Genomic DNA, 13,116 nt, shown 5'->3' on the forward strand with positions numbered 1-13,116 from the left:
TGTTGGTTTTGGTCATCGGGGTCTCCGTGTGGTTCGTGGTTGAAGCGGTCAAACTCCACCTCGACCATACACCTCGATGGCCACCCGGGATTACACCGTTGGCGGTGCGGAAATTACACCACGTGCTCGGACACTAACAAATCAGTGATCGCGCTCATTTCGGACCAAGATGACCTACCCGATTCAGCAAGGTATTTACCTCGCTGCAATCTATCTCTTTCGCCCATCACGGGAGATATCATTGCGGAAGTCATGCGCGTGACGTGGAAAGCTCCGTCCCGACGCCTCACGGCGATGCTTCGGCAGCATGATCTGAAAATCGCCAGTCTTCCATACTGCGTTATCCTAGGCGCACTGGAACAGGTTGAACCCGGTCGCACCGTCGAGACAGTTATCAAAGCTCTTAAATGCGGCGCGCAGCCGCCAGATGGTCCCTCGCTCGATGATCTGTATCTGCCAAAATCACTGCAGGACCACATGGATGCGGTCCTGACAGATATTGCCGATTTCCGTGCAGGCGTTGTGGCTTGGGCAGACGTCTCAGTTTCAACCTTGCTCTTCGGACCTCCCGGCAATGGAAAGACAACTTTGGCACGAGCACTCGCGGGTTCCGGGCGCCTCCATTACGTTTCATGCAGTTTTTCAGACTGCCAAGCGAACGGGAGCCTTTCGGATTTCCTCAAAGCTCTGCAGAAGCGCTGTGCCGAAGCTATTTCACATGCGCCCAGCCTGATTTTCTTCGACGAATTGGACAGTTATGTCGACCGCGGCACGAACAGCGGACGTAATGATACCTACATGCGGCTCGCTGTGAACGGCCTTCTGCAAGTGCTGTCTGAGCAAAATGATGCACCAGGAGTGGTTGTCGCAGCTGCTACAAACCACCCTGATGACGTTGACCCGGCGATCATCCGAGCGGGTCGGTTTGACCATCACATTATGGTTGGACCACCCGACAGAGAAGGAGCCGGCACGATTTTGCGGAAACGCCTCGGTTCGGACGCAAACCATCTGGATCTCTCTCGTGCATTGAATGCACTGACGGGCCTGTCCGGCGCGGACATCAGCACCTCTGCCGCCAAAGCCCTTTCGATTGCGCGCCGAGCCCGCCGACCCATTCAAGTCGAGGACCTTTTAACGGTCACAGAGAAACTGATCCCTGCTTCATTTTCCGAGAACACTTGGCGTATCGCGGTCCACGAGGCCGGGCACGCCATCGCGCGCGCATGCCTAAGCCTGCCACATCCGGAACGTGTCTTGCTCTCGCCCACCTCATCCTTCGTGGAGGGCAATTTTCCCAGTCTGCTACGCCGCCCAGATGTTGATGCAATGTTGGCTGTATTTCTCGGCGGCCGCGCCGCGGAGCGCCATGTGTTCGCGGATATTTCCTCTGGGGCCGAAGCGGATCTACGCCAAGCCACGAAATTTGCTCTCGACATCAAAACGCGTTCCGGCTTGACGACCGACAACGTCTTGCATCTTGGGTATTCGATGGATCGACCGGAAACTTGGCCACCGACTCTTCATGATGCCCTCCTGCGCATGATGCAGGTCGGTGGCAACTTGGCGGCCAGGGCAATCGCCGCGAACGAAGCGCAGCTGCTCGCCTTTGCGAAAGCACTTCAAGAAGAGCGAGAGCTGGGCAGTCATCGACTGAAAGATTTGCTATCCGGCATCACAGTCCTCGACCGAACGAACGATGGCTCTCACCCGACGAAGTCTTCCGAGCACATCGAAAAGGCGCTGGTGGGCACCCAAGTGTCTACTCAGCCCACAACGACGGGATGACAACTTACATCAAGTTTCTTCCGTGGGCGCTTTGGTCGCCCGCGGCTTTCTGGACGGCGCATTGCCCAGCCGCCCCATGAACTCCTGAAGCAGGCTGTCGAAGCGCGCGGCATCCTCCGCACGCCTTGCGTCGGCGTCCCTAACTCGATCCCTCATCCCCTCAATCTCGAATTCAAGCTGTGCGGCACGTGCCAGAGGCCTTCCAGCTGTGCCTTGTCCAGTTCATTTCCGGATTGGACGATACCGCTGTAAGTTGTGAACCGGGCTTCAGCCTTGTCCCGCCGATCTTCAGCGTCTTCTTTGGCTTTTTCTGCTTCTACAACCTGCTCTTGAGCTGCGTGCAGCTGCTCCTTCAATTCGCAAACCTCATCGGTCAAGCAACTAATATCCGCATACGCCTCGTTGATCCGCTTCTCCATTTCCTCCCTTTCCTTGCTCCACATGCGCTCACGCTCCGCCATCTGACTGCGCAGGCGCTCGATCTCACGCAAGTGAAGCTCTTCGCGAATGTCCGCACGGTCGTTGGCCGTTTTCCAAAGGCCCAAGGCAAGCAACTTCGCTTCCTCCAGAAAAGCGTCCGGCAGCTCGGATACCTCAGCAAGGTGTGCATTCCGACGGTTCCACAGCCCTGTGAAAGCCGGAATGTAGGAGTGGGCCTTGGACCCCAACTTTGCCTGTACGTTCCGGGTCGATGCCTCGGTGCCGTCTTCCTGCAATGCCTGCGCGGCTTCAAAGACGTCTTCGATTTCGATAGTCATGAGCGATAGCTTTCTTACTCAATATCGCGCAGGTATGCCGGTCGATTTCGGAATTCGCCTCCTTTAGGTGGAGAAAGTGTGGATAACTTCGGGGGCGAGCATCGGATCCGCTAGCATCGTAGATGCTACAGCTGTTGTAACAGTTGTCTGGCCCGCGGGTCGCACGGGCGATCAGGTAGTGCGTGAATGGACTGGACGAGAAGCAATTGCAGCCGCTGTCATGGACTCGTGACCATTTTTGACACCCTTGAAGGTTACCTTGAGGTTAACGAGGACAACCTGAGGAGCCGGTATCATGATCACATGCAACGCCATCAAGGAATTCGCCACACCGATCCCTAGGCACCTGCGTCGTTCACTCAGCCGTGGGCTTGCACGGGAATCCTTTGCCACCGCGCAGCGCTACGATGGCGACATGGCCCGGCTCCTCGAAACCAGCTTCTCCATGACGCAGAACATCAAGAACCGCCAGCGCATCGCCGCGCGAATGAAACGGCTGCCGGGCATGGTCAGCGTCACGCGGTTTGGCGACGGGCTCTGCGCCGTGTTGCGTACCCAGCGCGAGATGATCCTCATCGATGACCAGGGCGAGCACTTTCGCGAGCAGATACTGCTCTACACCCGGGTGACCTTTGCCCGGATCAAGGACGGTATGGATTTTACCATGAAACGCGTCTCCTTCTCCGGCCATGCGCTGGAGCGCCTGGTGCAGCGCTCCGATTGCCCTCTGAAGGGACTGCTGGGCCAGATCGACGCCGAGGCCCTTTCGATCCTGCGGACCACGTGGGACCAGACGGACGATGAGCGTAGCTATCAGCACGCCCTGTGCGAAGGCGTCTGGGCCGGTCAGTACGACAGTTCCGAGGTCGGCACGAATTGGCCGCTGCGCTACCGCACCGAAGAAGACCGCCGCATCCCGACCTTCAGCGTGCGCACTTTCCTGTCGCCCGAGGAGATGAATCCGGTTGTCTGGCTCGGCTGGCAAGGCGATGACAGTATCGCGATGGCATCTTGAAGGAGATTTGGGTGATGGACTGGGAAGACCTCCGAGCGGCGCTGCCGGAGGACAAGGCGCGCGACCTGCGCGAGACGATCGGCGAGACGCTCGCGGCCTATGGCGTCACAGTGGCCGACATGCAGAAAGGCTTGGTCCTTCTGCGGGACGCCGAGGGGCGCGGTATGACCTGGCAGACGCAGTCTGTCAGCCGTCAGCTGCTGACTATCGACACCCCTGCCGCTTGGAGCCCTGCTCTGCCCCTGGCGGAACTGGGCGATGGCGCCGGCATCGAACTGCGCCGACCGGCGGACTCCGTGCGGATCGTGGCACTGTTCGAACCGCCCTTTGTTGCTGCCTTCCGTCGGAAGCTGGCACTGGTCAAACGGAAGTACCCGGGGTGGTCCGGATTCGGTGCTGGCAACGACCGCTTCGACAAGGACGAGCGCGACTACAAGCTGGCTGCTGGGCGCGGTTTGACCGCAGCGCTTCGGCGCGAGGTGTCGGGCGAGGCGCTGCTCGACGCGCTGGCCGAGGCCGCCAAGACCAATCTGCTGAACTGGCGGCTGAAAGATGCCTTCTCTCCCTCCATCCGAAGGGACGAGCAGGCACAGGTGTTTGGCGCCCTCCTGTCCCATCGCGACGACGATGCGGCGCACCCACAGGCAATTGCCGACTTCATTGGGGCATGGCGCGCACTGAACCCGGATGGATCCCGCGACACCGCCCGCCAAATCGCGGAATATCTGCTGTTCCTGTGCCGGCCCGATGCGGCGATCTTCTTCAAGCATGGCGTGCTGCACGACGCCTACTACGAGGCCACCGCACGCGCCTTCCCGTCCAGCGATGCCGCCAGCGACTACGTGGAAGAGCTGCGCTTTGCCGAGAACTGGCGCGAGGCGTTGACGGAAGCCGGTCATCCGCCGCGCGACCTGCTAGACGTCCAGAGCTTTCTCTGGGTGAGCCACGGCGGCGCCGCAGCCCCGCCCCCACAAACCGAAACGCCGACACAGACGCCCGACGCCGCCCTGCCGTCCCGTCCGAAGGAGGACACCGCCATGAAGCCCCTGAACACGATCCTCTACGGCCCGCCCGGGACCGGCAAGACCTATGCCACCTTCAGCAAGGCGGTGGAGATCTGCGACGGCGTGGAGGCGGTCGCGAGTATGGACGGTGACGCCCTGAGGGCCCGCTACGCCGCGCTGCGCAAGGCTGGCCGAATCGGCTTCGTGACCTTCCACCAAAGCTATTCCTATGAGGAATTTGTCGAAGGCCTCCGTCCCGAAGGCGGTGCCGACGATGCCGGTTTCACGCTTCAGCCGCGCAACGGTGCGTTAAGGGAGATCGCGGAACTTGCCGAGAGGGAAAGCATGGAGATAGCCAATGGAATTCCTCAAGCTGTCACCCATGCTCCTTTAACGCTCCAGAACCGGAGAGTTTTCAGAATCTGGCTTGGCGACGAAGACGAGGGAGACACTCTCTTTGAGGAATCTCTTCGCGAGAATCACATCCGCTTCGACATCGGCACCGCCGATCTCACCGATGCCATCTTTGACGATCCTGAGAAAATTAGAAGTGCATACTCAGAAGAAGGCGCTTCCACCGGTCGGCCCATGAGTCGCCCTGATGTCAAACGGATACAGGATTTCAGAGCCAATATGCGTATCGGTGACATCTTTTACGTACCTAAGGGTACAGAACTTACACGAGCAATAGGCCAGATTACGGGTGATTACGAATTCCAACCTCGCTACGAAGGTGATCGATATGCGCAACTAAGGAAGGTTCGCTGGCTCTGGGTCGACAAAGAAGGCATCAAAAACAAGCCGACATTCAACTTCACATCTCACGGCTCTCAGCTTGAAAGAGTCGAGCACGATTGGATCGAGTGTTCGGAGTTCGAAAACTTGATGAACCAAGGCACTGTCAGTGCAAAGGTCGAGGCATTGCCGAATAAATCCTTCGTCCTTGTCATGGACGAGATCAACCGTGCCAATATATCCAAAGTCTTTGGCGAACTGATCACCCTGCTCGAAGAGGACAAACGCGCCGGAGCGGAGAACGAGGTCAGCGTACGCCTGCCCTATTCGGGCGAAAATTTCACCCTGCCCGCAAACCTGCATTTCCTCGGCACGATGAACACAGCCGACCGCTCCATCGCGCTGCTCGACACCGCGCTGCGCCGCAGGTTCCACTTCGAGGAGACGCCGCCCCAGCCCGACCTCCTTAAAACCATCGACGGGATCGACCTGCCGCTGCTGCTGACCCGGCTGAACCAGCGGATCGAATACCTCGTGGACCGCGACCACCTGATCGGCCACGCCTTTTTCATCGCCTGCAAGACGCGGGACGACGTGGACACCGTCATGCGCCGCAAGGTGATCCCGCTGCTGGCGGAGTATTTCCACGAGGACTGGGAGCACATTGTCGCGGTGCTGGGTGGCAAGGAACAGGGTTTCATCGCGAAGGAGGCGCTGACAGTTCCGCCCGGCCTGCACCTCGGGATGGACGAGGCGCGGTATCGCTACACCGTGCGTGGGAGCTTCCCGCCGGACGCCTATGCCGGGCTTCAGGCGTGAGCCAGCTGACCGTCCGCGAATGGGGCTACATCGACCTCGGGCCGGAGGCTGCGCTGAGCCGGGCGCAGGCCGATGGCTTGCTTGATCTGGCGGACCGGGCGGCCCCGGCCCTGCGGCTCAAGACCTCCACCGAGGAGGGCGAGAAGATCCTGCTCGACGGGCGGCGCAAGCTGCGTGCGCAGCAAGTGGTGGGCGTGCTGGCGACCAAGGGCGCCACGCTGGAGATCCTGCCCAAGATTGACCGCGACGACGGCGGCGCGCGGGCTGAGCTGATCCATATGCTGGCGGTCGTGCAGGGACTGGACCTCTCGACGCTCGACCTCGCCGGGATGGACGCGCAGCAGCACAGCCTGCTGGAGCTGCTGATGGCGCTCTTTGCCGCCGACCTGCTGAAGCAGCTTAGGCGCGGTGCCCCGCATCGCTACACTGGGCAGGAGGATAACTTGCGTGCGCTGCGCGGCTCGCTCGACGTGGTGCGGCAGTTCTCGACGCTGGCCGGGCGGCAGGACCGCCTCGCCTGCCGCTTCGACGAGCGCACGGCGGATACGCCAGTGAACCGCCTGCTGCGGGCGGCAACGCTGTTGCTGCTGCGGCTCACCACCCGGCAAGAGACGCGCAAGACCCTGACCGAGGCGCTGATCCATCTCGACGGCGCAGGCCCCCTGCCCAGCGGCCCGGTGCGCCTGCCGGCCTTCGATCGCAGCAATACGCGCTTCGCACCGCTCTGCCGGAGGGCCAAGCTGTTCCTCGACCATCACTTCCAGGCGACGTCGTCGGGCCGGGCCGAGGGCATCGCGCTGCTCTTCCGCATGAACGTGCTGTTCGAGGAATGGGTGACGGTGCTGCTGCGCCGCCATCTCTCACCGCAGGGCTGGCATGTGCAGGCCCAGGCCAGCGGGCAGTCAGCGCTGTTCCGCAACGGCGCGGGCGTCTTTGCCATGCGCCCGGACATCGTGCTGACCCGCGCGGGCGAGACCCATGTGCTGGATACGAAGTGGAAGCGGCTAGAGGGCCCCGATGACCCCAAGCGCGGCGTCTCGCAGTCCGACGTCTACCAGATGCTGGCCTATCGCGATGCGTGGCGCGCGGACAGCGTGACGCTGATCTACCCGACCGAAGGCACGGCCCGCACGGACAGGCTGCACACGGCGAACGGCACGCCCTTCAGCCTGCTGGAGGTACCGATGACCGACACCCGCCGCGCAGGACAGGCTCTGATGGCGCAGGTGCTGGACGCAATCGGAGGCGTCACGGTAGCGCGTTGATGTCAGACCGCTGGTGGCCGTCGACCATGGCGGCCAGTTCCGGCGGAGCCAGCACCTCGACCTTGTCGCCCCACTGGTACAGGTACCACGTCATCTCGGTCCAGCCGGAGGTGGTGAAGCGCACGATCAGGCTGCCGTCCTCCGCGTTTTCTACGACCTGCTTGGGGTGAAAGACGAATTCGGCGGCCCGCTTGGCAGGCTCCCCCGGCAGGAAGCGCCAGACCACCTCGGCCAGCTGCTTCGGATCGTGCCAGACGCCGAAGCTTTCGGCGACATAGGCTTCGATGTCGAAATCCTCGTCCAGCGCGAAACTCGTGTTGCCGCAACTGGCCTCGCGGATCAGGTCGAGGCGGTACTTGCGCAGTTCCGGCCCCCTCTCCGGCTGCCGCGCCACGAGGTAGCCGCGCACGCCCTGCAGGATGCCATAGGGTTGCACCACGCGCGGGGCCTCGTCGCGCCCGTAACACATCGACAGCACGAAGGGCCCGCGCAGCGCCTTGCTGATCGCCTCGAGCACTTCCGGATCCTTGCGGGTGCGCGGGCCGAAGGTGGCGACATGGCCGTAGACCTGAAGGAAGGTCTCGGCCTCGACCTGCGCACGCCGCGCCTTGTCCTGGTCCATCCGTGCAAGGATGCCGTCCCGCAAATCGCGCAGCGCCGCCGCATGGGCGTTGTCCGCATCCATGCCGCGCAGCGCGAGGTCCAGCGCCTCGAGCGTGGTGTCGGGCTTCTGCGGCAGGTCAAAGACCGCCGCCGCCGGGATGCGGAAGCGGGCGCGGCGCTCCGCGTCCTCCAGCCGTTCGACCTCGAAGACGTCCTGCAGGGCCTCGACCATGCGCAGCGCCGTCCGTTTCACGACGTTGAATTCCTCGATGATCTGATCATAGGAGACGCCTTGCCGCCGGGCCGCCGCCATGCGTGCAAGTCTCAGGAGTTGGGTCGCTTTCTGAAAAGACATGGCTGCACCGTGACAGGTTTTGACACGCTTGTGAATTAGTTAAAGTAGCGAGCACTGACAATCGAGTCGCGCTGAAGAAGAAGGACCACGCTCATGCCGACACCCCGCGCCGAACTGAAATCCGCCATCATCGACCGCCTGAACGCTGTCTGCCAGGAACATCCGATGGGCCACCAGGGGGCCTACGCTAACCGCTACATCTTCAAGGGCGAAAATGGCACCACCACCGAGATCCTCTTCGAGAAGAGCGACCGCAGCCCTGCGAACCTCTGGGTGCTGGAAACGCTGCTTGCACCTGCGGCGAATGCCGGAGTGAGCTGGAAATCTTCACCTGCCAGCAAGCTCTACCAGTCGCCCGGCGCCAACGGGAAGATGAAGTATGGCCGCCATTCCGCGCTGGAGAAGATGGACATCCTCGGCAAGGCCGATCTGGCGTGCGTGAACCTCTCTTCCGTGCAACAGCTCGACCGCATCCTCGACGCCCTCGACGCCGCCTGAAGGTATTTCCATGAAGCGCCACGGTGACACCATTCTGCTGTCCGCTACGGACCTCATGCGCTTCATGGGCTGCTCCCATGCCACGCGCCTCGACCTTGATTATCTCGACAGGGTCGAGGGGCTGACGCCGAATGCCGTCTCCGAAGATGCGGTGCTGTTGCAGCGGCAGGGCGATGCTCACGAAGAGGCGCATCTGGAGACCCTCAAGCAGGATCACGACGTTATCGAGATCGACCGCGGTGACCTCTGGGAGAATGCCGATCAGACCCGCGCGGCGCTGGCGCAGGGTCCAGGCGTGGTCTTCCAGGGGGCGCTGGCGCAAGGGCGCTGGGGCGGCTGGTCGGACTTCCTCGAACGGGTCGACACGCCCTCCGACCTCGGGCCGTTCAGCTACGAGGTCGCCGACACCAAGCTGAAGCGCAAGGCCACGCCGAAGCATGTCCTGCAACTGGTGCTCTACTCCGACCTGCTCGCCGAGCTGCAGGGCTTGATGCCCGAACACGCCCATGTCGAACTGGGCGACGGCAGCCGCGCGACCTTGCGCCTAGCCGATTACGCCGCCTACGCCCGCCGCGCCCGCGCGCGTCTGGAACACTTCCTCGACGCCCCCACACCCACGCGCCCGGTCCCCTGCTCGGACTGCGGCCTGTGTCGCTGGTCGGAGCATTGCGCGGCACAGTGGGAGGCCGAGGACAGCCTCTTCCGCGTCGCCGGGATCTCGCGCGCGCAGGTGGCCAAGCTGGAGGCGGCGGGCGTCACCACCATGACCGCCCTCGGGCAGCGCGAAGACCCCGTGCGCCGCCTCGCCCATGCCACGCTCGACCGCCTGCGCGTGCAAGCCCGGCTGCAGACTGCCCGCAAGGACGGCCCGCCCAGCTACGAGCTGCGCCCGGCGGAGGACATGCGGGGCTTTGCCCTGCTGCCGCAGCCGTCCGAGGGCGACATCTTTTACGACATCGAGGGCGATCCGCATGTGGACGGCGGCCTCGAATACCTGCACGGCCTCTGGTCCGGGGGCCGGTTCGAGGCGCTCTGGGCCCACGACCACGCCGCCGAGGCGCGCGCGCTGGAAACCCTGCTCGACCGCTTTCGGGCGCAGCGCGACGCGCATCCCATGGCGCATATCTACCACTACGCCCCCTACGAGATCACCGCGCTGAAGCGGCTGACCACCAAGTACGGCATCGGCGAGGACTTCCTCGACCTGCTCCTGCGCGAAGGGCGGTTCGTCGACCTCTACGCCGTGGTGCGCGGTGGGCTGATCGCCTCGGAGCCGAACTATTCGATCAAGTCGATGGAGACCTTCTACGACCGCACCCGCGACGGCGAGGTGAAGACCGCGGGCGGCTCCATTGTGGCCTACGAACGCTGGCTCGACAGTGGCGAACAGGCGATCCTCGACGAGATCGAGGATTACAACCGGATCGACTGCGTCTCCACCGAGGAACTGCGCGACTGGCTGCTCTCTGTTTCACCGATGGAAGACGTCTGCCTGCAGATGCCCCCGCCGGTGCCCGAGATGCCCGACCCCGAGCGCGAGGCGCTGGAGGCGATGATCGTCGCCACCGATCATGACGACGCGCACAAACGGATGCTGCTGAACCTCGGCCTGTTCCACGGGCGCGAGCAGAAACCGGCGCAATGGGCCGTCTTCGACACCGCCGCGCGGGAGGGAGAGGACCTGCTCGACGACCTCGATGCGTTGGGGCTGCTGACGGCCATCGGTCCGGTCGAACAGATCAAACGCTCCTTCGGGCGCAGCTACAGCTACCCCGCGCAGGAGACGAAGCTGCGCGAGGGGTCCTCCGTGACCATTCCGAACTTCGATGGTCCACCCGCCAAGGCCATCATCACAGATTTCGACCGCAAGGCGCGGCGCGTGACGATCAAGGTCGGGCCGGGCAAGGACGACCTGCTGGAGGACCGCCTGAACCTCGGTCCTGACTGGCCGCTGAACACCTCCGGCCTCGCTGCCGCCCTGCGCGAGGTCATCGCCGATCAATGCGGCCCGGTCACGCATCGCGCGCTGGACGACTTTCTGCACCGGCGCGCGCCGCGCCTGTCCGGTGTCGCGCTGCTGGACATCTCGCGTGCCGATCCGGTGGATACCGTGCGTGAGGCGATGCTGGCTCTGGACGAGAGCATCCTGCCGATCCAGGGACCGCCCGGCACCGGCAAGACCTATGTCACCGCCCGCGCGATCCTCGCGCTGGTGCGGCAGGGCAAGCGGGTCGCCGTCAGCTCCAACAGCCACGAAGCGATCCGAAACGTGCTGATGGGCTGCCTCGACGCGCTGGAGGTCGATGATGAAGTGACGCTGATCCACAAGGCCGGGCGCGAGCACGGCTACCCCGAGGACTGCCCGGTGGGCGTGGCCTTCAGCAACGAGGACCCGGAGCTGCTCGACGCGGACATCGTCGGAGGCACGACCTTCCTGTTCTCGCGCCCCGAGTTCGAAGGGCAGTTCGACGTGATGGTCGTGGACGAGGCCGGTCAGGTCAGCCTCGCGAACCTGACCGCCATGGGGAGGGCCGCGCGCAACATCGTGCTCGTGGGCGACCCGAACCAGCTGCCGCAGGTGATCCAGGGCAGCCACCCGGAGCCGGCGAACCTCTCCTGCCTCGAATGGATGCTTGGCGAACAGACGACGGTGTCCGAGGACCGGGGGATCTTTCTCCCCGTCTCGCGCCGGATGCATCCCGACCTCTGCGCCTATGTCTCAGACCAGTTCTACGCAGGCCGCCTGAGCGCCCATGACAGCGCCGCCGCCCGCTCGGTCCGGGCCGAAGGACTGCCGGAAACCGGCGCCTGGTGGGTCGACGTCCCGCACGAGGGCAACGCCCAGATCGCCCACGAGGAGGTCGCCGCCATCCGCGATTGCATCGCCCGCCTGACCGCCGGCACATGGCAGGACGGCACAAAGGAGCGTCCCCTGCGCGGATCAGACATCATCGTCGTGGCCCCCTACAACGCACAGGTCAACGCCCTGCGCGATGCCTTGCCCGCGAACGTACGCGTCGGCACGGTGGACAAGTTCCAAGGCCAGGAAGCGCCGGTCTGCCTCGTCTCGATGACCGCCTCCAGCACCGAGGAAACCCCGCGCGGCATGGAGTTCCTGTTCTCTCGCAACCGCATGAACGTCGCCGTCTCCCGCGCCAAGGCGCTGGCGCTTGTCTTCGGTGCGCCCCGACTGCCGGACAGTCCTTGCGATAGCTTGGAACAGATGCGTATGGTGAACGCCGTTGCGGCGCATACTGCACTTGGCGGCAAGGCATAACGGATCGGGCACCACATAGGCGCGCTCGCGCTGTGCCTAATTATTAGCGCCAGACTTCTAAGGTACTTGATGTGACTTCAGCCGCTTCTTTTGATCGAAGGTGATTGCGGGTCGATCTGGACGCCCCCCTAAATAACAGGTATCCTCTGGCAAATACGCTCACACGTTCGGAACACCTCCGGCGCACACGCGGCACACAAATTCACCTCTCCGGCGTGAAAGCCTCGGCGGGACACAGAGCAAAATCAACGGCTTAACGGGTATGGGCGAAAATAGCTCCAATCCCTACCGCCGGAGCCACTGAAAATCCCCCTAAAATAGTTCCATGTCGCTTCTTTTGGGGCTCGTCTTACTGGGCTCTGTAGGGATTTGATCCGTCAGGACAACGCGTGCCTTACCGGATACTGGGTGAAAATGAAGCCGCCGCGCAGAAAACCCACCCAAGTCCATTGCCATAATCGGAAACCGCTCGGTTTGCAGGTACGTCAGGGCAAAGGTTGCGTTGTTTTTGCCAATGTCCCCAAGCCCCGATTTCATCAGGGCCCCGCCAAAGAGCTTGGCGCGCATGCGACCGCGCTCTGCACCCATCCGCATCAACCCATTGATCAAGAGTTCCATCGCGACTGCGCCGTAGCTGGCACTATGGCCACGTTCTGTGCTCAGGAAATAATGGTTCGCGCCGCCCACCCCTGCTTGCGGATCGAAAATACAAACCGATACGCAGGACCCAAGCACAGTTGAAATCACAAGCCGAGGGTCGGAGGATACATCGGTTTCTCCGGAGACGATTGTTTTCAGTCGGCATTGCATGCCCTCTGGCCAGTCGATGCATCGCGACATCAGGCGACGTGCCTTCGCATGTGAACGGCGGAGCAATACTCGGCCACGGTAGCGACGGCATAGTGTTGTCGCGGGCGGCGTAAAAGTCGTCCACTTTTGCCCTTTCGGATTTCGGGAGGGCTTGGGGATATACACCGTGGACTTGTATTTGAAGGTGCG

9 protein-coding genes are annotated in these 13,116 nt (G+C 62.7%); 6 read left to right on the forward strand and 3 right to left on the reverse strand.

Annotated features, from left to right (window positions below; all coding sequences use genetic code 11):
- Positions 1-144: 144 nt before the first annotated feature.
- Positions 145-1,788 (forward strand): AAA family ATPase, encoded by a 1,644-nt coding sequence (locus AB9K37_RS06290; RefSeq protein WP_369836119.1) that lies wholly within the window; start codon positions 145-147, stop codon positions 1,786-1,788.
- A 152-nt stretch (positions 1,789-1,940) separates the two neighbouring features.
- Here the strand turns inward: AB9K37_RS06290 and AB9K37_RS06295 are convergent, their stop codons facing one another.
- A complete protein-coding gene (locus AB9K37_RS06295) occupies positions 1,941-2,546 on the reverse strand; it encodes a DNA-binding protein (RefSeq protein ID WP_369836121.1) in 606 nt (201 codons plus the stop codon).
- A gap of 295 nt (positions 2,547-2,841) precedes the next feature.
- Here AB9K37_RS06295 and AB9K37_RS06300 point away from each other — a divergent pair, with 295 nt between their 5' ends.
- Genes AB9K37_RS06300 through AB9K37_RS06310 form a run of 3 tightly spaced genes read left to right on the forward strand, consistent with a single transcriptional unit; the run spans position 2,842 to position 7,384 of the window.
- A complete protein-coding gene (locus AB9K37_RS06300; protein ID WP_369836123.1) occupies positions 2,842-3,561 on the forward strand; it encodes a hypothetical protein in 720 nt (239 codons plus the stop codon).
- A gap of 14 nt (positions 3,562-3,575) precedes the next feature.
- A complete protein-coding gene (locus AB9K37_RS06305) occupies positions 3,576-6,119 on the forward strand; it encodes an AAA family ATPase (protein WP_369836124.1) in 2,544 nt (847 codons plus the stop codon).
- Positions 6,116-7,384 carry an McrC family protein gene (locus tag AB9K37_RS06310; protein ID WP_369836126.1) on the forward strand — a complete coding sequence of 423 codons (1,269 nt, stop codon included), beginning with the start codon at positions 6,116-6,118 and terminating at the stop codon, positions 7,382-7,384. The genes AB9K37_RS06305 and AB9K37_RS06310 overlap by 4 nt, the downstream gene beginning before the upstream one ends.
- Here the strand turns inward: AB9K37_RS06310 and AB9K37_RS06315 are convergent.
- Positions 7,368-8,342 carry a helix-turn-helix transcriptional regulator gene (locus AB9K37_RS06315; RefSeq protein ID WP_369836128.1) on the reverse strand — a complete coding sequence of 325 codons (975 nt, stop codon included), beginning with the start codon at positions 8,340-8,342 and terminating at the stop codon, positions 7,368-7,370. The two genes, AB9K37_RS06310 and AB9K37_RS06315, sit on opposite strands and share 17 nt — an antisense overlap.
- Before the next feature lie 93 nt (positions 8,343-8,435).
- On the opposite strand from AB9K37_RS06315, the gene AB9K37_RS06320 reads away from it, so the two are divergent.
- Entirely contained in the window at positions 8,436-8,840 is a 405-nt protein-coding gene (locus AB9K37_RS06320) for a hypothetical protein (protein WP_369836130.1), read from the forward strand.
- A 10-nt stretch (positions 8,841-8,850) separates the two neighbouring features.
- Complete coding sequence (locus AB9K37_RS06325) at positions 8,851-12,117, forward strand: TM0106 family RecB-like putative nuclease (RefSeq protein WP_369836132.1); 3,267 nt, start codon at positions 8,851-8,853, stop codon at positions 12,115-12,117.
- A gap of 312 nt (positions 12,118-12,429) precedes the next feature.
- Here the strand turns inward: AB9K37_RS06325 and AB9K37_RS06330 are convergent.
- A partial coding sequence (locus AB9K37_RS06330) for a chemotaxis protein CheD (protein ID WP_369836133.1) occupies positions 12,430-13,116 on the reverse strand: 687 nt, incomplete at its 5' end.

It is taken from the genome of Donghicola sp. XS_ASV15 (assembly GCF_041224595.1).
Taxonomy (GTDB): domain Bacteria; phylum Pseudomonadota; class Alphaproteobacteria; order Rhodobacterales; family Rhodobacteraceae; genus Donghicola.